The following is a 24,475-nucleotide window of genomic DNA, read 5'->3' as shown; positions in this document are numbered from 1 at the left end:
TGCTATATCTTATAGCTACCCTTTAAAGGCGCGGAAAGCAAATCTCGTGAAGGGTTTCGCCATAATTGCCGCAAAGGTTGTTGGCTCTGTTTGAATATAGGCTTCCGCAATATTACCCGGCAAAAGCTGTTTTGGAATATGATCAGGATCAACCAAAATCTTTACCAGATACTTGCCCGTTGGGTCCTGCTCGCTCGTAATGGTATCCGCTGATACATAAATGAGCTTGCCTGGCACAGGTGTCATTCTGCTTTGCTTGTCAGACGGGAATATCACTTCAACATCCTGACCTGTGTGAATATGCTCACGGTCAGTTGGCTGCAAATAAGCTTCGATCGTCAGGGCATCGTCGTCCGGAAATACCACAAACATTGTTTCGCCCGGCTTCACCACTTCGCCGAGCGTATGTTTGCCCATCCGAAAAACCGTCCCCTCAACAGGCGACCGTATAATGGAGCGATCCAGCATATCGGTTAGGCGGGCAACACTGGAATCTGCTGAACTTAAAGTTTTTTGCGCTTCAATCAGCTGATTGTTGGCTTTTTCTTTGAACTCAAGCATGTTCTGGCGTTTTTCAGTCTGGTAATTTAAAATTTCGTTGCGCGCTTTTTGCATATCAAGCTTCACGTTGGCGACCGTTGCTATAAGCTCCACGACCTTACGCTCTGTAGCAAAAACACGGGTACGGGCAATATGGCCCTGCTCCAAAAGAACTTTAAAATCCTTCAATTCCAGCTCAAAAAGCTCAAGCTGGCGGTTATAGGCTTCCAGCACTTCCTTCTGGCCTTCTATATCACCCTCAAGCCCCTTTATCCGGGTGTCAAGAATTTCATCAGTGGCACGACGAAAGTTACGGCCTGCAACAAATTCATCGGTCTGGCTTGAAATGGCCTCGATCACCCGTGGGTGGTCTGCTACGGCCGGGTCAATATCCGTTGGAAACTGAATATCAGCAAGATTATGTACTTCCGCACGCAGCCGGGCTAGCTGAATTCGGGCAATAGCACGCTGCAATTGGTTTGATTCAAGCTGAGCCGCAAGTTGAAGGGGGTCAAGAAGTGCAAGAATATCGCCTTCTTTCACCTTATCGCCCTCTTTTACATTCAGCTCTTTCAGAATACCGCCTTCAAGGTTTTGAATAAGCCGGTTTTTACCTTCTGCAACCACCTTGCCGCTGGCAATAACAGCACCGCCAAGCTCAGCTGTTACAGACCAAATGCCCCCAAAAACAAAGACAATAATAAACACATAAAGCGCTTTTCTCAGGAGTGGCTTGCGATCAACATCAATATTTTCCGCCCATTTCTGAAGCGACGCTCGCTCGAACTTATCAGATTTAACAGCCGGAAGGTTTGAAGAAACTGGAACAATATCAGACATCATGCTTCCCCTTTTGTTTCTGTAGCAGGCACGCCGCTATCTGGCTGTTGCGGTTTTTGTGGTGCAGAACTTTCTTTCGACGCTTGAGGTTTTTCTTTAGGTGTTGCAGCTTTTGCACCCGCCGCACCATTCGTGGGTGCGGGTTTGTTGCTTGCCGCCGCCTTCTGGATTGCGGCCTGATTTTTTGTGCTTACAGCGCCGCTTTTCAAAACCGTGTCTTTATCGCCGTATTCTTTAACAATACCCGCCTGCATCACCATGACTTTGTCTACAAACTGCAGCACACTAGGACGCTGGGTTACAATAATAGTGGTAATTTTATTTTTCTTCGCAAGCCTCAAGGCTTTGTGGAAGGTGTTTTCACCTTGCTGGTCCAATGCGGCATTTGGTTCATCAAGAATCAGTACTTTTGGCATGCCATAAAATGCACGCGCCAAAGCAATAAGCTGTGACTGACCACCGGACGGCTGAAAGCCACTACGGGAAATAACGGTATCGTAACCGTCAGGAAGCGACATAACAAGCTCGTGGACACCCGCAAGTTTTGCGGCATGTATCGCCAGCTCTGGTGGGTCATCCACCCGCATGCGCGCAATATTTTCACGCACAGTCATATTAAAAAAGCTAATTTGCTGGGGCATATAGCCAATATGCTGGCCTCGTGCCGTTGGGTCCCACGTATTAATATCCTGCCCGTCAAGCGTTACCATGCCTGATGAGGGTTGCAGATAGCCGACCAGCATTTTTGCCAAGGTCGATTTACCAGCGCCAGATGGCCCGATGATCGCGACAATTTCACCCGAACGAATCTTGCCAGAAATACCCTTGATAATAGGCTGCGCACCAGGGCGCGGCACATAAACCACGCGCTCAATACCAATCGCGCCAGACGGCGACGGCAACTGTGTTCTGTTTTCAGGCAAGTTAATATCTTCAAGCCGTGTCATGAGACGCGCCCGCACGTCGTAAGCCTGCACAAGGGTGCGCCAGCTTCCAACAACAGCTTCAACCGGCATAAGTGCGCGGCCACCAATCATGGCTGCCGCAAAAATAACACCACCTGTTGCATGATCAATAAGCACCAAAAATGCACCGGTCGCAATAAGCGCAACCTGTACGATCTGCCGCGTTGCTTTACTGGCGCCGGCAAAAGCTGCCATTTTAGTAGAGGATTCAACCTGCCGTTCAAGCTGCTCACCGTACTTGTGGCCCCATTCTGAAACCGCTTCTTTGTAAAGACCTTGTGCTTTAATAAGTTCTTGCGAAGACAGATGCATTTCAAGTGAGCGGCTAGCTGATGTCGCAGCTTCCAGATGGTCTTTATTAAGAACGGAAGTTACACGCGCACCCCACACACCAATAAAAAGAATAATTCCGCCACCAACAATAACAGCGGCCCCCAGAACCGGGTGAATTAAGAACAGCAAAAGCAGGTAAAGTGGGAATGTAGGCAGGTCAAACAGCGATGAAAAAGCTGGCGATGTTGCCACCTGCTTCAGGCTGGCAAGGTCACGCACACTCTGTGCGTTAGAATCCACTGACCGCGCCAGTTCCCCCGCAAGAATAAGGCCTGAAAGGTTAGCCTCCATACGGGTAGCAGCTTTAATAAGGAGTGCGTTTTTCACATAATCAAAAAAGCCATAAACGATCAAAATAACAAGGGCAAAAATCGCCAGCGCAAAAAGCGTTTCCATATTACGCGACATCAAAACCCGGTCGTAAACCTGAAACATAAAAACAGGCATGGCCAACATGCAAACATTTGAGATCAGAGAAAAGCCAACCGCTGTCTTTAGGGTCTTTCTAAACGCATGCTCTTCACGTTTATAGTCTTCAATAAGCGCCATACAGATACCCTCGATTACGCTGTAAATACTACCGCTCGCTGTACGCCAGCTTGATATGGTTGCCTCAATAGCATAGGTCAGAAACGGTGTCGACCCGACATAAGCATGAATGCCCTGCTATCACAACCACAAACATGGGCCTTCATACACATTCATACACATCCTAAAACACCGTAGTCGACATAAACCCTGCCTTACCGTATTTGCTACGCTGTTCCTGCTGTTTTTCCTGCGGCATTAAAACGCAGACAAAGAAAAAGGGAGGCAAAAGCCTCCCTTTCCGTATTCTTTAGATAATAACTCAGCTTAGTTAAGCAGAACATCACCAGCGTTAAACGCAAGTTGTAGATTAGAGAGCGTAACACCAAGAAGCTGAATACTATCATCACCGATTACGATAATAATATTACCATCACTCTCAGTAGTTACAGCCGACAGCTCGGCATAAGTATCAATGGAACCAGCAATTGCCCTTAGGTCAAGTACGTCATCACCAATAGAGAAGCCGTTAATCACGTCATCGCCAGTACCTGTTTCAAAGACAAACACTTCATCGCCGCCACCAGCTACAAGCGAGTCATTACCGGCACCACCATTGATCGTGTCATCACCACTACCAGTAATTGTGTCGTTACCAGCACCGCCAGAAAGATCGTCATTGCCACCAGCATTAGTAATTGTGTCGTTACCATCACCGCCGTCAACATCATCATTACCAGTACCGCCGTCGATAGTATCATTTCCATCACCGCCAGCGATAGTATCATCACCAGCACTGCCTAAGAGATCATCATTACCAGCACCGCCGTCGATGTCATCGTTACCAGCACCACCGTCGATGTCATCTTCACCGTCTTGACCAAAGATAACATCGTCACCGTCGTCGCCGTCGATATCATCGTTGCCAGCACCGCCGTAGATTTCATCATCACCGTTGCCACCGTCGATTTCATCTTCACCATCGTCAGCACCGCCGTAGATTTCATCATCGCCGTTGCCGCCGCTAACATAGTCATCGCCAGTACCACCGAACAGGACATCATCGTCGTTGCCGCCGTAGACTTCATCCTCACCAGCGCCGCCGAAGACTGTATCATTGCCTGAACTACCTTCGATGTAATCGTCACCGTTAGCACCGCCGTAGATAAGATCGTCGCCGTTACCGCCTTCGATAGAATCGTTACCAGAACCGCCACCGATAGTGTCGTTACCGCCACCACCAACAACAGTATCGTTGCCATCGCCTGCCCAAGCAACACTGCCAGCATCCAGAACGTCAGTTGCACTAGCTGCGTCACCGAATTCTACAACGTCGTTACCTGTTGTATCCCAGTTGCCAAGCACGATAGCATCGTTACCAGCACCGCCGTAGAGAGTGTCAGCACCAGAACCGAGCGCTGCTGTGCTATCTGCAGCAACCCAAAGGCTAGCGGTTGTTGAACCGCCACCAACGATAGTGTCGTTACCAGCACCACCAGCAAGAAGGTCAGCACCGAGGCCACCACGAAGAGCATCGTCACCAGTATCATCAGAGCCAGCGTAGAATGTGTCGTCGCCGTTACCGCCGTCAACGATATCATCACCGTTACCGCCGTTACCGTAGTCGTTACCAGCACCACCGAGGAGCGTATCATTGTTGTTACCGCCGAGCAGTTGGTCGTTGCCAGCGCCGCCGATGAGTGAATCATCACCATTAGCACCGATCAGTGTATCAGCGCCTGCTGCACCATGCAGCGTATCGGCGCCGTCATCGCCAGTAAGTTTTGAACCAGTAGCCTGCGCATACAGCTCGCCGTCTTCACTTACAGTTACAGTAACTGTAATAGTAAGCTCGTCGCCGTTAGAATCTTCGAGAACAACATCAAACTCAACAGTGTCGTCTTCAGATGTCAGATCGTATGAAGCAGATGGGTTCAACGTAATGTTCGTTGTACCGTCAGCAACTTGAAGATCGTTGATTGTAACAACAGAGCCGTCAGCAAGTGTAACAGTTGTAGAAGTAGCTGTAACCGCAGTGCCACCAATAGATGTGATTGTATATTCGTCGTCCGCGATACCAGCACCGCCAGTGTCTGATGTTACTGTAACCACGCCGTCAAACTGGTGAAGATCACCAGAAAGGTCGATCGGATGCGTTGCAGAACTTGCAGCACTATCGCCGTCACCGTTTGGCATTGTATCAGCATAACCTGATGTGAAATCAAATCCTGTACCTGAGTTCAGTGTAATTGTTACGTTGTCAGCAGAGATGATCTCAATAAAAGACAGAGTGTCTGTACCACCAGCTGTTGTTGTAACAGATGCAGAAAGATCTGCTTGAGTTGTATCAATGTCGCCAGAGAAGACTGCAACGTCCGCTGTACCGTTATTAGCAATACCGTCGCCATTAATGTCATCGTTACCAGCACCACCAGCGATAGTGTCGTCGCCGTTACCGCCAGCAAGCACATCATCGCCGTTACCGCCATTGATGCTATCATTACCAAGGCCGCCATCGATGTCGTCGTTACCTTCGCCGCCATTCAGGACATCATCACCTGCACCACCAACAAGCGAATCGTCGCCGTTGCCGCCGCTGATGTCGTCGTCATTAGCGCCGCCGTCAATAGTATCCTGACCAACAGAACCGGTGATAGTATCATTACCTGCGCCGCCAAGAAGCGTTGATGCTCCGGCAGCATCATCAGCGACCAATGTGGCACCAGCACCTACTGGACCAGTGATTGTGTCGTCGCCGTCACCACCTTCAACACGCGTACCAGCACCACCACCACGGATAGTATCATTACCGTCACCACCAGAAAGGACATCTACCCCGCCTGGACCACCATCCAGCAGATCAGCGTCGATCGTGCCTTGGATGGTATCATTTAAACTTGAACCGAAAAACGTTGCCATAGTTATCCTCCTGAAAAGCAACCTAATATTTATTGAGGCACGAACTAGATAGTCTGAAAGCCCCCATAGCACTCTCTCTAATGGGAGAACACTATTAATGTCAACAGCATAATTATCGTCAGTGTCTCAATAGTCAAGGCAAATCAAACACCTCAACTACTTTCTTCGCAACAACATCACTCTTGCAGTGTCATTTCAATAGTACAGTTTACCTGCCCCATAAAAAAATGGAGTTCAGGTCGTTATGTGTGACCCATTTGCAACAGTTTCGATCAACTCTTTATATTTTGGCAGCAAATCATGCGTTGAATAGGCCTCAACAATCGTTTGTCGCGCCTTTGTGCGCAGATCATTGTAATCATTTTTAGTGTCCAGCACCTGATTTACTTGACTGACAAGTTTATCAACCTCAAAGAAAGGCACCAGAAGGCCATTTTCACCGTGTGTCACAACTTCGTGCAGCGGTTCTGTGTCTGAGCCAACAATCAGCGCACCTGTACTCATGGCCTCCATCAGGGACCAGGAAAGCACAAACGGCGCTGTAAGATAAATATGCGCTGACGTAAGGCGCAGCATGTCCCGCATATATGCCAGAGGTTGCAGGCCCATGAAATGCAGGCGGCTGTGGTCGAACTCGAAAGTCTCTAGCGCCCATGTTTTAAAGCTTTTGCCGTCAGGCCGGGCAGAGCCATAAGCCACCCTGTCACTGCCGAGAATCACCACATGCAGGTTTGGCCGCTGCTTCTGTAAAACAGATACAGCCTCCATAAACTGCGGGAAGCCACGGTAATCTTCCATTCCGCGCGCAACATAGGTTATAACCTCGTCATTCGCTGTTAGCACTTTACCATCTTTCACCTTGATTTTGGCCCCTTCTGCTGGCGAGAAGAAGTCAATATCCACACCGTCATGCAGCACAGAGACATTCTTTTTAAAAATGGCCGGCAGTTTACCATGCTGGAACTGTGTTGGGCTTTGGCCCCAGTCCATCGCTGCCAAATCATGCAGAATCGGCGTATTTTTCATACGAAGGCGTAATTCTTCGTTGGGGCCGTATGGTTCACTGCGGAAAAATTCGCCGTCGCTACCGTGGCAGTGATAATACCATTCAAAATAGGTTAGCAGTTTTGCGTCTGGAAACAGGTCTTTTAAAAACAGCGATGCCCCCCAGCCAGAATGCGACAATATAATATCAGGCTTGAAGCCTTTTTGCTTTAGTGGCAACAGCCCTGAATAGGCGGCATGCCCCATAAGAACAGCGCGTTCGCTTGACACCAGCGCAGGGTGAACCCCTTTGGTTGCTTCCCGGTGCGGCTTGTAACGCGCCTTGATCAGCTTGGAAGGCTGCTTGTTCCCCTCAAGAGTAGCGGCCGTCATTCTAAATCCGGGCTTATCCTTCAAATACTCGGAAATACGCTTATATTGGCCCGGAAAATTATTATGAACAAACAGGATCTGCATCCATGCCCCCTACTACTCTTATAAAATGCTTAAGCACGCAGTTAGCGAAAAATTCGGTCAAGTGCAATGACTTGCTGCACCAAGCAGCAATATCTGCACATAAGCTTGACAGAAATTACCAAGGCTTTATGTCTGCCATCTGAACCAAATACAATTGATCGGGCAATGGATTTATGACAACTGTTCTGATACCGGGCGGCGCTGGTTTTATTGGCTCCCATACAGTCAGGGCGCTGCAGACAAGCGGCTTTGAATCCATCATACTCGATAACTTATCAAATGGTCATAAAAGCAGCATTCCTGAAAATAGCCTGTTTATTGAAGGTGATATTCAAAACAGAGCACTTCTTGATGAAATATTCACCCAGCATAAAATCGATGCAGTGATTCATTTTGCGGCTTTTATCGAAGCCGGGGAAAGTGTGGTGAACCCGCTTGCGTTTTACAGCAACAACACCGGCGGCACACTTTGTTTGCTGGAAGCCATGACCGAGCACGGCATCAGGCCGATAGTTTTTTCCTCCACCGCCGCTGTATACGGCCAGCAGGAAACTGTTGCCACCCTTAGTGAAGACCTGCCTAAAAAGCCGATCAACCCATACGGCGAAAGCAAATGGGCGGTTGAATGTATGCTGCGTGATACCGCCGCAACCGGCGCGCTTGATGCCATTGCCCTCAGGTACTTTAACGCCGCAGGCTCTGACCCAGAGGGCAAAACAGGCGAACTGCACGACCCTGAAACACATCTTATTCCGCTTGTTTTGCAGGCAGCAAGCGGCAAGCGCTCGAGCATAAAAGTGTTTGGCACAGATTACGGCACACCAGACGGCACATGTATACGCGATTATATCCATGTATGCGACTTGGCATCTGCCCATGTAAAAGCACTTGAACACCTGCTTGCACTTGGCAGCACAAAAGGCTTTTACGATGCTTTTAACCTTGGGACCGGCAATGGCTTTTCTGTTCGGGCGGTAATCGAATCAGCGAAGCGGGTTACAGGCACTGACTTTGCCGTTGTGGAAGAAGGCCGCCGTGCGGGCGACCCGGCTGTGCTGGTCGCAGACAGTTCAAAGGCCCGGAAACACCTTGGCTGGGAACCTCTGTATCCAAGCCTTGATGACATGGTAGCCCACGCATGGAATTTCCTGAAAGACCGTTAGGGCAAGGCATGCCACGCAAAATCTTTTGCCTTTAAGCGCGCCGGTGCCTATCTTCACCTGAAATCGCGCACAGCTATGATTGCACCACTGGGACATTATGCAGATTCTTGTTACATCCCCTATTCCATCGCACCCGCAAAATCACGGCAACCGCGCCCGTGTTTACACCCTGTGCCGAACACTGCAAAAACGCGGCTATGAAATCCACTTTATATACGGCGGGCTTGAAGGACTAACAGAAGAACAGGAACTGGCCATGCGCCGCACTTGGGAGCATGTTTATATTGTGCCCCACAACCCTGCTTTTAAGAAAAAGTCGCGTCGCCACCACCACCTGATAGATGACTGGTACGTGCCTGAAGTGGGTGAAATAGCGAAACGTATTTTAAACATCTGGAAAATTGATATCTGCCTCGCAAATTATGTTTGGTTCAGCCGCTGGCTGGAAGATGTCCCCGCTGGTATTCCCAAATATCTTGATACACATGATATGTTTGCTGACCGGCATAAAAGCCTGAAAAATGATGGTCTGGAAGCAAGCTGGTACTCAACCTCGGTGCGCGAGGAAACCAAGGCTTTAAGGCGGGCAGATACGGTGCTTGCCATTCAATCGCAAGAAGCCGAAGTTTTTCGCAGCATGAGCGAACGCAGTGTAGCTGTGGTCGGGCACTATATGCCCAGCAGTTTTCTACCCGCACGCACAGCAACAGGCCCAAAGCTGAAAGCCGGGTATCTGGCAAGCAACAACCCCATAAACCAGTTTGCGCTCGAAGCCCTGTGGCAGGAAATATCTATCAGACCTGATATATTAGAGCATGTAGAGATTGAACTGGCTGGCGCCGTTAGCACCAGTGCCCCAGCCCAAAACATGCCATTTACCAAACACGGTTTTGTAGAAAGCCCGGAAGCTTTTTATCAAGACATGGATATTATTCTGAACCCTAACCTTGGCGGAACGGGGTTAAAGATAAAGTCGGTTGAGGCGCTTGCATACGGCAAAGCGCTGATTGCAACCAAAGATGCTATGGCAGGCATAAAAACCAGCGCCGAACACCACAATCACGATACAATCGCCAGCCTCTGCGAAGGCTTGCTGGATCTGGCACAAAACCGCGAAAAGCTAGCGGCGCTTGCGCTGGACGGCCAAGATGTTTTTACCGCATACCAAAAAGAGCAGCAAGCCACACTTGATGCGCTTTTCCCCGTAAAAGGGGAGACCGCATGAGCCGCCCCAGCCTTCTGGTTTTTGGTGTATTACCGCCTTTAACAGGACCAGCAACAGCCCTGACGGTGCAAACTGCTTTCTATCTGCACTATCATAAACTTGCAGATGTCACCCTTGTGATCAGCGACCACGCACCGCCGCCAACCGGGATACCAAACGATATACCGGTGCTGCGCGAGCGTGAGCTTGGTAGCCAGCAAGCAGCCTTTCAAAACACACCCCGGCTTTATGTACTTGATGACAGCTATCAAGGCATTTTTACCCTGAAACTGCTTAAGCGTTTCCCCGGCACAGTGCTGGTGCCAAATGAAAGCATGCATGGTTTACTGCGCGCCTATATGGAAACACTGCCGGAATGGCCAGATAATTATACGGGCTGGCTTGAAAGCCGCCTGGGCAAAGCAGGTACCATCATGGGGGCAGCCCTTACCCGTTTTGGCCGTGAATCAGAGGTTATACAAAACGACATCCCGGCGCTTGACAATATATCTTCTCATGTACTGGATCTACCATTCCCCTTCATGGGTAGCACAGTATTACCCACCCCACTTTCACAGAAAAACCACACGGTAACAGACACCGCAAAACGGGTTATCTCTTTTGGTGCGCCCACCGCAACAGCAACTGCGGTGCAAGACCTGAATCTGCTTGGGCTTACTGTACAGCATATCGCCCTTACCGGCACTGAAATAGAGGTAGCGCACCTTGTAAGCACGGCAGACATCGTCGTGATTGCCGCACAAGGAACACAAGCGCCCCCGGCCCTAACTGCTGCTCTCCGCGCCGGTAAGGCTATCATTGCCGCAGGCAGGTGGGCAGCCCACATGCCCGCAAACAGCCGCCTTAACCTGACAGGCAACCTCACACATCATTCTTTGGCATCAGCAATAGGTGCCATCATAGCAAGCCCGCTGGGTGGATGGTTAAAAGAAGGCAGCAAGGCTTATGCGGAACAGAGCCTAATAGACAGTCTCCACAAGAAAGCGACCAAACAGCTTTTAACAGCCCCTAAAAAACCACTGGTGCTTGATGTCGTTACTATAGCGAAACAAATAATAGAGCCTGTTCTAAACCAACCAGCCGCCAGTAGCCCGACTGTTAGCACCTCGGCCGTCAGTATCAGCGTTACCGGGCCAGCAGCTCTTATCGGTACAGTACCACCGCGCAGCGTTATTAAGCAGCTATACCCCGGCATTGATGCTGCAAAAAGCCCTGCCTTTGCCACCCCTGAGCTTGCTGTAGCGCTGGAAGAGGCAACAGGCAAACCAGCCTGCCTTGTTTTACCGCGCCTTGGCTATGAAACACCGCTGGTGAAATCCAATACATCGCCCTTGTCTTCAACAAGAGAAGCCTATGATTGGCCTGATATAAAAAGCCGTCTTAAAGTGGCCCTGCCTGCTATTAGCTTTGGCTGCGCACTGGACAACAGCTTTCCCGCAGACCCCGTGGGCGAAGTGAAACTATCGCTACAATTCCCGCGATACCAAGCGCGTAAACGACACAAAGAAACCAGTGGCTATATAGAAGAAGCTGGTTGTTTTTGGCACCTTATGGTGCCCGAAAACAGAATTGAATGCCTGCTCATGCCCGGTGTAAGCGGCCAGTTTACCCTATCACTGCCAAAGGCAGCCGCTTGCGCGCTGCTTATCACCAGTAAAAGCACGACAGAGATTGTCACACATACAGCACAAGCCCGGCTTGTCACAGATCAAGCAGCCTTGCTGCGCTTTGGCATACAGGCGCTTGACCCCGAAACATATGCCCCCTTGCCGCTTTCCGGGCTACAGCAAATTCTTGCCATCACCCCCTTGCAAGTCCGGTATGAATCTGTGATGGTCGGCCTATGAAAAAAAACGATACACGCGCAACAGAAAATGTCGTGCCGTTCAAGGCGCGAGATGACCGTTTTCCAAAAGCAGCCCTTGATTATATTGATACCCTGCTTACCGTTCAGCGTGACCGTTTTGACGCAGAAATGGCCTGCCTCACGCCAACAGATTTTTCCGATTTACCTACCCGCCCAACTGCGAGCCTTATGGTGGCTGATACAGATAAATTTATTGGTGCTGGCTGGTCATCCCTTGGCCAAAGACGCGATGGCACCAGTTTTCGCTGGATGGGCAGGGTTGGCACGCTCATGCTACCGCTTAATCTCGAAGCAGAATTGCCTTTCAGCATCTTTGGCTGTGGCTTTACCAAGCGACGTTTTTTAAAAGAAACGACCCTATGGCTTGATGATATGCCCGTTCGTTTTAGCCTGACACGTCGGGGCTTTAATCGTTGGTACATGACAGGGACCTTGCCCAAAATGGCACCCCGCCCTTACTATATCCTGCGGCTAGAGGCCCCTGCACTGGCCCGCCTCGCTGAAGGGGTTGATGCCTTTTTCAGCCTCGCTGTCAGTGAAGTAAGGGTAAACTGTTAATCCACAGTACCACTAGCTTTCCGGGTAAGGCTATCAATCGGGTTTTCAAACGATCCATCCTTGTTCTTCACAAGGCCTAGCTGCGTTATGATATAGCCTTTAATTTTAGCAGCAATATCATGAAGCCCTTTTACATCTTTGTAGCGACCATAAAAATCAGGTATTTCAAGCTTGTTTCCCGGCACCCGAACACCGAGAAACTGAGCGAGACTTTGCATAACTTCGTGCGGTGATTCTGCCAGTTCTTCAACTGTTATCATACGGCCCGTGAGCTCGTTTGAGACCACAGCTTCGATAATAGCCTCTTCCAGTACAAGGTGTTGAATATCTGCCATGGCTTTTGAAATGCTAATATCGGTAGCCGCCAACAAGCGAACATCTTTTCGAAGCATATCCCAAAGGCAGCTGTACTCAGGCGGCAATGCCGTTGCCAGTGCCACCTGCAGGCATTTATCACGGCGGGTGAGATATAGTATTTTTGCTTCTGATTCCAACAGCAGCTTTTGAGCGCGCGCCGTAAAAGACTCGTTTGCATCATAAAACATGGCAAGCACATCGCTTTCAACATGCAGGAAAAACCTTTTTTCCGCTGCATAGCGCTGAAACTCTATCAGTAAGCGGGATAGCTGAAAATCACGCTGCGACAATGCCCATGTGGCAAGCCTCCGGTCTAGCTTACACACCGGCAATGGCATTCTTGCATTACGCATCAGGCGAATCAGGTAACCCCCGTCACCGCCTTTAAGCGAGAATAAAACGATTGGCTCTTTCTTGTGTTTTGCCGGGGCTTCAGAAGGATAGCAAAAACCGTTTTCTGGATGAAACCCCGCAACCGCCAAATCATAGGTTACAGAATACACCTTAAGTTTAGGCCATACCGCCGCAGTTTCCCGCTTCAAGGCATGTTCTCTGCTACGGCAAAAGAAAAACACACGCTTCACGGTGCCGGATATTTCATGCCTAAAGCTGTCTGGGCTGGAAAGAATCGCCTGCCCTGAGTGGCTGCCCGCCAGCAAAGCCTGCTTTATATCCGGGTCTGTTACTAGTAAATCAGTATTCTTCAGCATCGCAAAAGCATTGAAAAGGCCCCAGCTTTCCAGCTCGCTGATCAACAGGCTTTCTGCCCTTTTCTGTTGCTGTATGTTATTTTTGTTAGGCATTCATCTCAGCCTTTTTGCCTGTTTAAGCGGCATCAATTTCCTGAACTGTACCGGTTTCTGTATCATTGCACGAACGACATATTTTTTCAGGTGCCGGAAACTTACGCGTTGCAAGCGGAAACTCCATCATAAGCGGCAAGCCTTTTGCCAACTGGTCTTCCTGCCACAACAGAAATGTATCATGATAGTCTTTCCTGTCGCCAGAAAGCTCGCGCACATAAGACAAGCCCTCTACGGTCCAATTAAACCCGCCGTTTTGCCCCCGCGTAAGCGATTCGTCGCGCAGTAACCCTATATAGCAAACCTGCCGCATGGGAAACAAACGCGCCACGCCAAACACCTTGTGGATCCGCCTGATAAACTCGGTATCGGCCGATATGCGTACACTGTCAAAATAACCAATTTTACTCACAACATCATGTCGCCTGATCATCAGGCTAATGGCTGCCGTGCGTTCTTTCAGGCCGTCAATAACCAGACAGTTTCCTTGCTCGTCGACCCGCTGCCAGCGGCACGTTACACCAACCGCTTTTTTGGAAATAATGGCACCAAGCTGGCGCTGCAAACGAAGCGGGTGTGATGTGTCATCGCTATCATGAAATGCAACAAATTCACTTTCCGCTTTTGATAAACACCAGTTTTTTGACCAGTATGTTCCATGATTAACAGGCGAATGAAAAACCCTGATCCGGCTATCTGTTGCTGCCAGCTTTTTTAAAACATCAAGGGTGTTATCTGTGCTGGCATCATCAATAATCATAAGCTCAAAAGCACGATGGCTTTGTGCTAAAACCGATTGTACAGCGGCCTCTACCAACGTGCCGGTATTGTAAGCTGTCATGATAACCGTAATTTTGCGGTCAGCATTTGCGCGGCCTACAGCATCAAACCTTGCGGTCTGCGCCCTATAGAGGCTGCCACCCAAAGCACGAAGCATACCGTGCTTTGAATCAAGGCAATAGCCGATCGGATCGCGCCGTAGTTTGCGCAGTTTTCTATACACGCGGCAATCCTTCCCGGTTAGATCCCGATCACGACACCTGCAGACAGGGCCAACTGGTAAAAGATATTAATGATGTCAGATGCGATCTGAACATTTTTGGTCGCCACGCGAGGCAGAACAAAAATTTCGTCCCCTGCCACAACAAGCAAGCGCTTACTATCTAGCTCGCCGCGTGAAACTTTTCTAAAGGTGCCATCCCTGTGCAGCAGCAACACATTTGAATTGCGGCTATTCTGGGTAAAGCCACCGGCCTGATCAATATAGTCCTCAACCGTGCTATTACCCTGAAACGCCATCGCGCTTGGGAACAAAACATCGCCGTGTATCATCACAAGGTTACTGATACGCGGAATACGGATCACATCGCCCGGCTCCAGCAGAATGTCGTTACGCGATTCTGCCCCTGCAAGCGAAACCATACCACGTGGTTCAACCTTGCGGGCACGTTCTACCCACTGCAAAATAAGGCCTGCTTCGCGTTCGCGCAGTTCTGCTTCCCCAACGGTGTTTGACCGTGCGGTCAGGACACTGTTTTCAAGGGCGCGTAGCTGTGCTTCCAGCGTTTCTTTTTGCCGTTCTTTCACACTTTTACGCATAAGCTGAATGGCCTCTGGCTGCGCATACTTGCCAAACTTCACCTGCGATAAAAGGTCACCAAGGCTAGCGCCGTACGGCAGAACAAACTCTTGTGCCCCTTCATGCTCGCCTTCAATCCGAACACTGATAGTGCCTTTGTTTTTATCTGACATAACCTCAAGCACATCACCGCGGTAAACAATCGCGTTTTCAGCGCTTGCTATCGGCATATATTCCACTTCGGTTTTGGCCCGGTTATTACGGCTTATTCTTATGTGCGTGGCCTGCGCCGATGGGCGTGCCAGCCCCAGAAGCGTGCTGGCTTTTTCAGAGGCACCCTTAAACTCGAAAAGGGCGGGGTTTTTAACCTCGCCAAAAACCCCGGCCTGAGAGTTTACCGGGCTGACAACAATGGTGTCACCGTCAGCGAGCTGAAACACAGGCAGTGTGCCCGACAGGATAAAACTATACAGGTTTACACTGCGATATTCAGTGCCGTTACGCAGTACTCTTATATCCAGAAAAGACCCACGATCGGGGTCAATACCGCCTGCCTGATCCAGAAAATATAAAACAGAATCAGACGCGTGGCCCGCAAACAAACCGGGCTGATTAACAAAGCCCGTTACAAACACTTTTACTGGTTCAGCACCGCCTAAGCTTGCGTATACATTCACATTCTTGCGGAATGTTTGTTTGATCGCTTCTGTGATGAAGCCATTCACGTCATTATTTTTTACGCCGAGCACCCGAACAGGGCCAACTTTAGGCACAAAAATATTGCCTTGTTGGTCAACTGTCAGGCTGCCTGTAAAATCAAACCCGCCCCACAGTTTAAGGCCAATATTGTCGCCAATAGAAATTTCATAATCCGGGTTAAACCCGGCAAATGACTGGTTCGCAAACTCGCCGCCAAAAATCCAGTCCCCAAATACCTTTTTATTTTCCGTTGTCTCAAGCGCTTCCGCAGGAACCGCCGTTGCTTCCTGTTGAACAGGGAAATTTTGTGCGCTTATGCTGCCTGCGAACACTATGCCGCTTGCCAGCATACAAAATGCGAGAAACGCTTGTCTAAGTTTACACATCGCGGTGCTCCCGAATGGTGGCAAATATCATCATTACAACGCCGTAAGCAAGTGACAGGGTAACAAACAATGTTATCAGGTCATATAGTTTGCGTGGGTATTCTGCACTGTCTGGTATGGCAGGGGACTGCACAACAACGACGTGTTTCAATTTGTGATAGCTTTCAACCCGGGCTTTCTCAAGCGCTACCAAACTTGTTTGGTACAGGTCGGTTGCAAACTTCAGTTCCATTTCCAGTTCCTGATAGGTTGCATTCACCTCGTTTATCGAGGTTTCATCAGTGCTCGCCAGCTTTTGGCGTTCCTGCTTCAACTGGTTTTCAATAGCTTCGATCCGGCTACGTAAGGTCACAAGCTCGGCAGCGCCACTGTTTAGGTAACTTGATAGGGCTTTTTCTTCCGTGTGCAAACGTACAAGCTCTGCCTCCATTTCACTGACAACCTTCTGCATCGAGGCCCCTGTTGCCTCGGCATTCAGAAGGCCATTGTCATTTTGAAAAGAAAGTAGCTTGTCCCTGGCTCTGGCAAGGGCATCACGTGACCGGTTGAGTTCTTTTTCGACAAAAGCAATTTCTTCGGTCGCAATTTTTTGCCCGGTGCTATTGATAAAGGCTTCACCTGCACGGATTACAGCCTCTACAAATTTATGAGAAAACTCAGGCGTAAAGCCTTGACCGCGTACCACGATCAAACCACTATCCGGGCTAACAGATGCAGAAAGCCGCTTTTTGAAATATTCTAAACGGTCTTCCGCATTAGCGCCGTCTTTTAAACGAGATAAAAAATCGGCGCCCGAATGGGAAAAATGGTCGCTGAAACTAACCTCTTTTTCCATCAGTTCCATCAAGTCTCTGGACTGGAAAAAGGCATTTATCATGACAGCATCCTGTGAATCGCCCTGTGCGCCAGTCAACATCTGCAACTGCGGCATGACAGAGGATGATGCATTGCTGGATTTTACATATATCCGTGCCTCGGTCACATATCTGTCTGATGCGATAAGTGCATAGTAAACCGCAGCAAGTGCCACAATAAACAGAACCCAGCGATATGATTTAAACCGCACACTCGATGTTCTGACATCACGAATAGCAGGGCCGCCCGACTGGCCCCTGGCTACAGCATGCCGAAGTTTTGACAGTATTTTATCCATAAAGCTTTTGGCACGTCTTCATTATAAGTTTTGATACCGAAACAGGGCACGATCTATACTTTCGTAGAATTCTGCCCTGCCATATGCAAGTAAAATTGCGGCATTACAATGCTCTTTGATAGTCCCTTCATTATGAGACACAAGGATTATATTTGCTGAAGCCCGTTTATCTGCCAGTGCCTTGGAACACTTCCTCTTAAACGAGGCATCCCCTACAGCCATAATCTCATCAAGTAAATATGTGTCAAAATCGAAACCCATCGAAACTGCAAAAGAATATTTTGATTTCATCCCGGACGAATAACTTCCAACCGGTAGTTCAAAGCTTTTCCCCAGCTCAGAAAATTCTTTGACAAATTCTTCAATTTCTTTGGTTTTTTCTATCCCGTGGATACGACAAACAAACCGAACATTTTCCCGGCCTGACATGCTGTTTTGAAACCCTGAAGCCAAAGCAAGCGGCCAGCTGATAAATCTGTCAGAATGTATTTTTCCGTGAGAGGGAAAATCAATACCACCTAAAAGCCTGATTAATGTTGATTTTCCGGCCCCATTAACACCCAGAATGGCAACATCCCTGTCGTCAGGGACAGAGAATGTCAAGTTTTTCAGCACATATTTAGGCCCAAACCGCGTGGGATAATATTTTGAAACATGTTCGAGCCGGATCATCGTGCCAGCATCCTTTGCCAGCGCAGCCTGTAAGCCGAAACAGCCAATGCCGACAATATAAGTATCCAGACAAACAAATACTCATAACTGGCAACAGGGCTAATATATCCCGGCAGCCATGCTTCCCGAATAAGCTCACTTGCATGAACCAGCGGGTTGAGTGCCATCAAGTCCTGATACCGGGCAGGCACAATTGTCATCGGGTAAAAAACAGCCGACACAAACATAAGCGGCATTGTGAAGAGGTTAACCAGTTTTTCAACTTCTCTTGCAATACTGGCAATAACGCAGGCCAAAATGCCAAAAAATATGGCAAAAAGCCACAGATGTGCAGCATAGAACAGCATAAACAAAGGATCATTCGGCAAGGGCGCAAAACCCAGCCACATCATGATCAACACCAAAGCCGTACCCGACACTAAAAATATGCCGCCCTCGACCAAACTACGGGCCATGAAAATATCAAAAAGGCGTACCTGCCGAAACCCGAGCAACCCTTTGGCCCCGCCCAAAGCAGACATGTTTTTCCGCATTGTAGCCTGCCAAAGTGTGCGGAATGGTAAAAAACCCGCCAAAATAAACACCGGCGGTTCAACATAGCCAAATTCACCACGTCCCCGCGCACCAAAAAGCACCAAAAACACCGATATCATCAGGAGTGGCTCTAAAATAATCCAGATATTACCGAAGGTATAGCTTTTAAACCGGGCATTCATTTCCCGCAGGAAGATCGCGAATATCACATCGCGCTGAATTGATATGGCAGATCTGGCTTTCATGGGGAGGCACTATTCCTGAACTGGTTCTGACATGCAAGCCATATCAGGCAGACGCACGCAAGCCCGGTCAGGACTCATCGTGTTTATACACACCCTGATATATGCCCGCACGGTCAACCACCACCAAAAATTTAACTTCCTTGGACCTGAGCAGGCTTTCTGCATCATCTACTATCTGGTCTTTGTAGATAGTGTAAAAGTCTTTACCCATACATTGATATGCACTGACTTCGCGCACACGGCGCGTAACCCTAAGAGCCACCGCAAGCTGGCCTTTTGTGACAACGCCTAGCGGTTTCTTGTCGGCATCAACCACAATGGCAACACCGGCCGCGCCGCCTGCCATTTCAGCCGCAAGTTCCAGAAGCACCATATCTGGCTGCACAACAGGCACGCTTGCTGTTAGCATAGCCTCGCCCACCTTGGTTAGCAGCCTGCGGCCAAGCGACCCACCTGGGTGGTAGCGGGCAAAATCCTTGGCGTGAAAATCCCGCAGTGTCATAAGCGAGATCGCCAGCGCGTCACCGATCGCAACGGTTAGAACAATAGAAGTGGTCGGCACCAGATTATGCGGGCACACCTCTTCTGCTACAGGCACCTCAAGTACAATATCTGCGGCCCGGCCAAGTGTGGAAGATTTTGCGCTGGTAATGGCGAGAATTTTATTACCAAAGTTTTTAAGTGACGGCAAAAGCTGGGACAGTTCCTGCGTTTCGCCAGAATATGAAATAAGCAGCAGGGTATCATCCTGCGTTACCATACCCAGATCACCGTGAGAGGCTTCTGCCGGATGCAGAAAAAACGACGGTGTACCAGTTGATGCAAGCGTTGCTGAAATTTTACGTGCTACATGGCCAGACTTGCCCATACCAATCACAATAACATGGCCGGTGGTGTTCATCAGCGCCATAATGGCTTCTCGGAAAGCCTCTTCATCATAGGACTGCGACAATCGCTCCAGAGCCTGACCTTGCTTTAAAAAGCTGGCACCGATATTTTCAAGTGTGCGGCCGAAATCTGCTTTAAGGCCAACCGGAAGTTCAAGGACATTTTCAGTGGCTTTTGCCTGATCCACAGAAGCAGTCATATTTTTCCCCCCTAAGGTTCTCATACTTTTTTCGTCCCTAAAGGCTTCTACTATTTGTTTTCTTTACCGTTGTCACTGAATAGGGCATTTTTATGTCGTTGCGGCACTGGCATATCATACAGGTTGTAGCTGCTCAATAATTCTATAATATTTTCAACAATTTATACATTTCCCATAAAGATCATTGCTGAAATATGAATATGTTTAAACTGGATACAAAGTCTCTTAACAATAGCAATTTTAGCTTAATTCCAGCCCTTTACTTTTTGAAGAGCCTACACATCTTTGTCTTATTGAAATAATATGACACAATAATTCCTTCATAATACGCCTCTCTCAGACCGTCAACCTCCCTGTTCATGGGATATACAGGTAAACTTTTGAAACATCGTGTGATTTACGTCATAGGGTGATTTAGCTGAACGTAAAATGAACGATATGCACAAACCATTTGAACCCTAAATTCACATTTGATACTAGGGTCTGGCCCCTTGCATTTTGTGTTTGCTGCAAGGACCAGGAAAGAACAACATGCCATGCCAGATGACACCGGCCTGACCCTACCCCCGACGACAGCCCGCACATTTTTAGTGCTACAGGGGCTTTCAACCCGGTTTTTTACGGTTCTTTCAAACAGGTTAGCCGCCGAAGGACACAAGGTTTACCGTGTCCATTTTTGTGGTGGTGACTGGCTTCTCGCACGGGGGAGTACCGCTGTTTCACATATAAGGTTTAAGGATACACCCGAAAATCTGGAGCATTTTTACAGCACAACCCTGAAAGAAAAAGCAATTACAGATATTATTCTGTTTGGAGATTGCAGGCCTATTCATAAAACCGCCATTGCTGTAGCAAAAAAACACAGTATTGCAGTACATGTATTTGAAGAAGGCTACACGCGCCCACACTGGGTTACGCTTGAAGTTGGCGGCACAAATGATCATTCACCTTTACCGCGCAGCGCCGAAGTCGTGCTTGAAAAGGCTGCCGCTTTAACCACAGAAGAAACGCTTACTGACACAGCCACCCCCATACCTAATCCCATGGTAGCGCGGGTATTTTGGGATCTGGCTTTCCATGCAGGGCGACTTGGCGGCAAGCCCTTTTACCCGCACTATAAAACCCACAGGCCAAACGATGCTACCGACGAATTAATTGGCTGGTTTGGGCGGTTTTGGCGCAAACTACAACACGGTGACCAGAACAAAGCGCTGCTGGCACATTACAAAAAATACCATGAGCAGTATTTTCTGGTCCCGCTCCAGCTTAACAGTGATTTCCAGATCAGAGAGCATTCAAATTACCCGAATGTGCCCACCTTCATTATGGAAGTAATCCAGTCTTTTGCGGCGCATGCCTCGAAAAAGTCACGGCTGCTTTTTAAAATGCACCCGCTCGATAATGGCATTATTGACTACCGTTTCCTGATCACAGACCTTGCCCGGCAGTATAAAATCTCCAAACGGGTTGATTATGTGGAAGGCGGCGACCTTGATATGATGCTCATGAACGCAAAAGGCGCCGTGATGATTAATAGCACCGTAGGCTTTAAGGCCTTGCAGCTTAGTATCCCGATAAAAGTAATGGGTCGTGCCTTTTATGATATGGCAGGGCTTTCTGCCCAAGGCCCGCTTGACAGCTTTTGGGAAAACCCGGAAAAACCTGACCCGGAACTGGTCGCCGCTTTTATAAAGCTTGTGCGCACAGAGAGCCAGCTATACGGTGATTTCTTTACCAGAAAAGGCATGGCGCTTGTGGTAGAATCTGCCGTCAAAAAGCTACTAGCTCAAATACCAAACACGCAAGAAAGCCCCAAAGCTTTATGAGTATAACCCTTGTTACTGCCGTTTTTATTCTGCCTTTTATGGCTGAATGGTTTACCGCATCACTGCATACAGAGAGCCAGCAAAGGCGTGCGGCATTTTATATTCTGTGCCCTCTTGTTGGTGTGCTTGTTTACGGCACCTGTGTGATTGTTACGGGGCGCGAGTTTTTGGGTTTTGCTGGGGCACTGCTATATTACGGCGGACTAACGGCAGTATCGAACAAGAAACTTGAAATTCTGCGCGAACCTTTTAATGCCCATGATTTTGACAACCTCAGAAACCTGTATATTTACCCCGAATTTTATGTCTCCTATGTTGGCTGGCCGTTGCTTATTCTGGTCATCAGTGTGTTCACGAGCCTTGTGGGGGTGGCATTTTGGCTAGAGGCACCGCTTGCCGTATATAACCAAATACCGTGGGCCATAGTGCTTATTTTCTGGTTTGTGGGGCTTTACCTCCTGCGTTTAGCATTCAAGCGTTTCATCAATGAAACAACCATGAAAGATTACGGCCTGAGCCTGCATGTGGGCACAGATGCCCGCGCCTTTGGCCTGTTTCCCACCATCTATCTATACCGCCTGCTGCTTGGCGGCAGCGCTGAAAAGCCCGCCCTTAGAAACCGGCCCCTGCATATCACCAAAGTAACGGAAAAACCGGCTGACATTATTGCCATTCAAGGCGAAAGCTACTTTGATATTGAGCGGCTTTTCAGCAAACTTCCAGAGGGTAAATCCACCTCGTGGAAGCCGCTTCGCGCCCTTGAAGAGAAAGGCGTTTTAACCGGCCAAATTACAGTGCCCGCGTGGGGTGCCTATACCATGCAGACAGAATTTTCATTCCTTTCCGGCATTGAAAACAGCCTGCTGGGCATTGACCATATAAACCCCTATATGCGCTTTGCCCAAACACCGGTAGCTACCTATGTGCGCGCCCTAAAAGCCGCCGGGTACCGCACCATTTGCATCCACCCTGCAAAGAAAGAGTTTTTCCGTCGTAGTGACGTGATGCCTAATTTAGGCTTTGACGACTTTATTGGCCTTGAAGCCTTTGAGGGTGCGCCCTACTACGGTAAATATATAGCAGACGATGCCCTTGCTGATGAGATTGAGCACATCATTCAGGGTCACCATGCCATGCACACAGAGCCGCTGTTTATCTTTGCCATCACAATCGAAAGCCATGGCCCGTGGGCAGAGGGGCGGCTTGCAGCACATGTGGATGAGGAAAAACTGACGGCTGCAAACCCTATGGGTGACCCTGCGTTTGCCTTGTATCAGAACCATATGGAAAACCTGCTGGCCCTATACCGGCGGTTAAGTGTGGACGCTGGCAAAACCGCCCTGCGCACCTCACGCACAGTGGCGCTTTACGGCGACCATATGCCAGCCCACGGCGCGCTTTTTGAAAAATACGGCTTTGATGAAACCCCGGTTGACTATCTGCTGTGGTCAAACACTGCTCAATCAGAAATACCAGAGACAATGCGCAGCGAAACATTTTTTGAAACCATATTACATACGGCCGGGTTAAAGCTGCTGTAACAAAGCTGAAGCTAACACACTCCCTTAGAAGTTTTCGAGGATACCTTCCAGAAGCCACTGCTTTGCAGCCTTCATACTGGTAAAACCACGTACGCGGCCATCAGCCAGATTTTTAAGAACGGTAGAGGCCGCGCCAAATACATCAAAACCTTCAGGTGCTTGCACAATTTTTTCGGGCAGCACCACAGCTTCACGCACCAGCCCTGCCTCAAAAATAGCAGGCATTAGTTCCCCAACCATCCAGTCATTTGCCGCCAAAAAACTGCTGGACATAAACCTGAGGTCAGCGAGCCAGTATTTATAAGCGCCGGTTTGCATCTGCTCCAACACAAAGTACAACACCTCCCGAAACTGCTCACTGGTATGAAAATCACCAAACCATATATCGCAAACTAGGCCAGTATCAGCATTGTGGGCAACCACCGCATAGGTCATGCCACCCGGCATGCGAAAGGTTTTCAGCTCACTGAGAGCAAAGATCGATTTAACATTCTGTATTTGGCTATAGGCTGACATATATACATCCCGTGGTTCACGCTTTCAGAAACACAACGCTCACGGGGGAAAGGCACACAGTGCACGCTTGCACCCTACCTTTTACTCAACACTACTCAACTTCCCCATTAGCCTTTTACCCTATAACTATATATACTGTCAGTAATTTTTTGATAGGTGCCTTCGCTATCATGGGCTTCTATTTTTGCAGCAACCTTGGGGGTTGGGAAATATATCCCGCTTTCCAGCATAAACACCCCGTGCAGCTTCACCAGAACACCGGTGGGGTAAACCTGTACTTTTTTGGGGTGCAGTGCTTCTATGGCAGTTGGCCAGCTTTCTTTAGGTAGCACGCCGCGCGGCGCAGTGGTGCGCAGCATACTCGAGGCTACTTCAGCGGCGTTCAACGCATCAAGCCCGCCTGCAAAATCTTCTGCATCATAGTGACGCGGGTTAAGAAACAGAAAAAACCAGCCTGTTGCCAGTGCCACGACAAGCACCATGCCCAAAAGAGCGCCCCAAAGCCAAGTTTTCATCTATCTACCTCTGTTTATTCTCTCAGTGTCAAGCTGCGCATAAACATAAGGTAAGTGTCAAGCCAGTTTAGAGGGTCGTTGTCTTCCGACAGTCCATCGCCACCACATACACCATGCCGCGCATGGCCTTGCCGGTAAAATTCATGGAATAACGTCTAGGCCG

19 protein-coding genes are annotated in these 24,475 nt (G+C 48.9%); 6 read left to right on the top strand and 13 right to left on the bottom strand.

The features are described from left to right. Window positions 1-15: 15 nt before the first annotated feature. The 4 genes from ICL80_RS05915 to ICL80_RS05900 form a co-directional block, all read right to left on the bottom strand. Window positions 16-1,380, bottom strand: coding sequence for an HlyD family type I secretion periplasmic adaptor subunit (locus ICL80_RS05915; protein WP_194215174.1), 1,365 nt, complete (start codon window positions 1,378-1,380; stop codon window positions 16-18). Beyond that, a complete protein-coding gene (locus ICL80_RS05910) occupies window positions 1,380-3,227 on the bottom strand; it encodes a type I secretion system permease/ATPase (protein ID WP_194215173.1) in 1,848 nt (615 codons plus the stop codon). Before ICL80_RS05910 ends, ICL80_RS05915 begins: the two co-directional genes overlap by 1 nt. A 306-nt stretch (window positions 3,228-3,533) precedes the next feature. Then, window positions 3,534-6,125, bottom strand: coding sequence for a beta strand repeat-containing protein (locus ICL80_RS05905; protein WP_194215172.1), 2,592 nt, complete (start codon window positions 6,123-6,125; stop codon window positions 3,534-3,536). Window positions 6,126-6,359: 234 nt separating this feature from the next. Then, a complete protein-coding gene (locus ICL80_RS05900) occupies window positions 6,360-7,586 on the bottom strand; it encodes a glycosyltransferase (RefSeq protein WP_194215171.1) in 1,227 nt (408 codons plus the stop codon). Between the two features lie 173 nt (window positions 7,587-7,759). Here ICL80_RS05900 and galE point away from each other — a divergent pair, with 173 nt between their 5' ends. From galE to ICL80_RS05880, 4 genes are all read left to right on the top strand, one after another. After that, a complete protein-coding gene (galE, locus tag ICL80_RS05895; protein WP_194215170.1) occupies window positions 7,760-8,749 on the top strand; it encodes a UDP-glucose 4-epimerase GalE in 990 nt (329 codons plus the stop codon). A gap of 97 nt (window positions 8,750-8,846) precedes the next feature. Then, the gene (locus ICL80_RS05890) at window positions 8,847-9,974 is read left to right on the top strand and encodes a glycosyltransferase (RefSeq protein WP_194215169.1); all 1,128 of its coding nucleotides are present in this window, start codon (window positions 8,847-8,849) and stop codon (window positions 9,972-9,974) included. Beyond that, on the top strand, window positions 9,971-11,821 hold the full coding sequence (locus tag ICL80_RS05885; RefSeq protein WP_194215168.1) for a hypothetical protein: 1,851 nt from the start codon (window positions 9,971-9,973) through the stop codon (window positions 11,819-11,821). Before ICL80_RS05890 ends, ICL80_RS05885 begins: the two co-directional genes overlap by 4 nt. After that, window positions 11,818-12,399 (top strand): hypothetical protein, encoded by a 582-nt coding sequence (locus ICL80_RS05880; RefSeq protein ID WP_194215167.1) that lies wholly within the window; start codon window positions 11,818-11,820, stop codon window positions 12,397-12,399. Before ICL80_RS05885 ends, ICL80_RS05880 begins: the two co-directional genes overlap by 4 nt. Here the strand turns inward: ICL80_RS05880 and ICL80_RS05875 are convergent. The 7 genes from ICL80_RS05875 to ICL80_RS05845 all read right to left on the bottom strand — a co-directional run bounded on the left by ICL80_RS05875 (window position 12,396) and on the right by ICL80_RS05845 (window position 19,914). Then, window positions 12,396-13,559, bottom strand: a complete 1,164-nt coding sequence (locus tag ICL80_RS05875) for a hypothetical protein (RefSeq protein WP_194215166.1) — start codon at window positions 13,557-13,559, stop codon at window positions 12,396-12,398. The genes ICL80_RS05880 and ICL80_RS05875 overlap by 4 nt on opposite strands. A gap of 22 nt (window positions 13,560-13,581) precedes the next feature. Further along, window positions 13,582-14,562: a glycosyltransferase family 2 protein gene (locus tag ICL80_RS05870; RefSeq protein ID WP_194215165.1), complete on the bottom strand. Its 981-nt coding sequence runs from the start codon at window positions 14,560-14,562 to the stop codon at window positions 13,582-13,584. Window positions 14,563-14,579: 17 nt separating this feature from the next. Beyond that, the gene (locus tag ICL80_RS05865) at window positions 14,580-16,223 is read right to left on the bottom strand and encodes a polysaccharide biosynthesis/export family protein (protein ID WP_194215164.1); all 1,644 of its coding nucleotides are present in this window, start codon (window positions 16,221-16,223) and stop codon (window positions 14,580-14,582) included. Further along, complete coding sequence (locus tag ICL80_RS05860) at window positions 16,216-17,376, bottom strand: Wzz/FepE/Etk N-terminal domain-containing protein (protein WP_194215163.1); 1,161 nt, start codon at window positions 17,374-17,376, stop codon at window positions 16,216-16,218. Before ICL80_RS05860 ends, ICL80_RS05865 begins: the two co-directional genes overlap by 8 nt. 21 nt (window positions 17,377-17,397) lie before the next feature. Next, on the bottom strand, window positions 17,398-18,048 hold the full coding sequence (locus ICL80_RS05855; RefSeq protein ID WP_194215162.1) for an ABC transporter ATP-binding protein: 651 nt from the start codon (window positions 18,046-18,048) through the stop codon (window positions 17,398-17,400). Continuing rightward, window positions 18,045-18,827, bottom strand: a complete 783-nt coding sequence (locus ICL80_RS05850; protein WP_194215161.1) for an ABC transporter permease — start codon at window positions 18,825-18,827, stop codon at window positions 18,045-18,047. The genes ICL80_RS05855 and ICL80_RS05850 overlap by 4 nt, the downstream gene beginning before the upstream one ends. 67 nt (window positions 18,828-18,894) lie before the next feature. After that, window positions 18,895-19,914 carry a KpsF/GutQ family sugar-phosphate isomerase gene (locus ICL80_RS05845; RefSeq protein WP_194215160.1) on the bottom strand — a complete coding sequence of 340 codons (1,020 nt, stop codon included), beginning with the start codon at window positions 19,912-19,914 and terminating at the stop codon, window positions 18,895-18,897. A gap of 536 nt (window positions 19,915-20,450) precedes the next feature. On the opposite strand from ICL80_RS05845, the gene ICL80_RS05840 reads away from it, so the two are divergent. Together ICL80_RS05840 and ICL80_RS05835 are read left to right on the top strand one after the other, a co-directional pair. Next, a complete protein-coding gene (locus tag ICL80_RS05840) occupies window positions 20,451-21,740 on the top strand; it encodes a capsule biosynthesis protein (protein WP_194215159.1) in 1,290 nt (429 codons plus the stop codon). Further along, window positions 21,737-23,281, top strand: coding sequence for an LTA synthase family protein (locus tag ICL80_RS05835; RefSeq protein ID WP_194215158.1), 1,545 nt, complete (start codon window positions 21,737-21,739; stop codon window positions 23,279-23,281). Before ICL80_RS05840 ends, ICL80_RS05835 begins: the two co-directional genes overlap by 4 nt. 24 nt (window positions 23,282-23,305) lie before the next feature. Here ICL80_RS05835 and ICL80_RS05830 read toward each other — a convergent pair whose 3' ends face one another. Together ICL80_RS05830 and ICL80_RS05825 are read right to left on the bottom strand one after the other, a co-directional pair. Beyond that, entirely contained in the window at window positions 23,306-23,797 is a 492-nt protein-coding gene (locus ICL80_RS05830) for a hypothetical protein (protein WP_194215157.1), read from the bottom strand. A gap of 107 nt (window positions 23,798-23,904) precedes the next feature. After that, window positions 23,905-24,312, bottom strand: coding sequence for a hypothetical protein (locus tag ICL80_RS05825; protein WP_194215156.1), 408 nt, complete (start codon window positions 24,310-24,312; stop codon window positions 23,905-23,907). Window positions 24,313-24,475: the final 163 nt, after the last annotated feature.

The sequence above is a fragment of the Kordiimonas pumila genome (assembly GCF_015240255.1).
In the GTDB taxonomy this organism is placed as follows: Bacteria; Pseudomonadota; Alphaproteobacteria; order Sphingomonadales; family Kordiimonadaceae; genus Kordiimonas; species Kordiimonas pumila.
This window is presented reverse-complemented; position numbering and strand designations above follow the sequence as displayed.

Coding starts and splice junctions, on each gene's coding strand:
- ICL80_RS05830 (WP_194215157.1), bottom strand. CDS start 23,797: ATGTCAGCCTATAGCCAAATACAGAATGTTAAATCGATCTTTGCTCTC.
- ICL80_RS05885 (WP_194215168.1), top strand. CDS start 9,971: ATGAGCCGCCCCAGCCTTCTGGTTTTTGGTGTATTACCGCCTTTAACA.
- ICL80_RS05905 (WP_194215172.1), bottom strand. CDS start 6,125: ATGGCAACGTTTTTCGGTTCAAGTTTAAATGATACCATCCAAGGCACG.
- ICL80_RS05875 (WP_194215166.1), bottom strand. CDS start 13,559: ATGCCTAACAAAAATAACATACAGCAACAGAAAAGGGCAGAAAGCCTG.
- ICL80_RS05890 (WP_194215169.1), top strand. CDS start 8,847: ATGCAGATTCTTGTTACATCCCCTATTCCATCGCACCCGCAAAATCAC.
- galE (WP_194215170.1), top strand. CDS start 7,760: ATGACAACTGTTCTGATACCGGGCGGCGCTGGTTTTATTGGCTCCCAT.
- ICL80_RS05825 (WP_194215156.1), bottom strand. CDS start 24,312: ATGAAAACTTGGCTTTGGGGCGCTCTTTTGGGCATGGTGCTTGTCGTG.
- ICL80_RS05835 (WP_194215158.1), top strand. CDS start 21,737: ATGAGTATAACCCTTGTTACTGCCGTTTTTATTCTGCCTTTTATGGCT.
- ICL80_RS05880 (WP_194215167.1), top strand. CDS start 11,818: ATGAAAAAAAACGATACACGCGCAACAGAAAATGTCGTGCCGTTCAAG.
- ICL80_RS05850 (WP_194215161.1), bottom strand. CDS start 18,827: ATGAAAGCCAGATCTGCCATATCAATTCAGCGCGATGTGATATTCGCG.
- ICL80_RS05855 (WP_194215162.1), bottom strand. CDS start 18,048: ATGATCCGGCTCGAACATGTTTCAAAATATTATCCCACGCGGTTTGGG.
- ICL80_RS05915 (WP_194215174.1), bottom strand. CDS start 1,380: ATGTCTGATATTGTTCCAGTTTCTTCAAACCTTCCGGCTGTTAAATCT.
- ICL80_RS05860 (WP_194215163.1), bottom strand. CDS start 17,376: ATGGATAAAATACTGTCAAAACTTCGGCATGCTGTAGCCAGGGGCCAG.
- ICL80_RS05845 (WP_194215160.1), bottom strand. CDS start 19,914: ATGACTGCTTCTGTGGATCAGGCAAAAGCCACTGAAAATGTCCTTGAA.
- ICL80_RS05900 (WP_194215171.1), bottom strand. CDS start 7,586: ATGCAGATCCTGTTTGTTCATAATAATTTTCCGGGCCAATATAAGCGT.
- ICL80_RS05840 (WP_194215159.1), top strand. CDS start 20,451: ATGCCAGATGACACCGGCCTGACCCTACCCCCGACGACAGCCCGCACA.
- ICL80_RS05910 (WP_194215173.1), bottom strand. CDS start 3,227: ATGGCGCTTATTGAAGACTATAAACGTGAAGAGCATGCGTTTAGAAAG.
- ICL80_RS05865 (WP_194215164.1), bottom strand. CDS start 16,223: ATGTGTAAACTTAGACAAGCGTTTCTCGCATTTTGTATGCTGGCAAGC.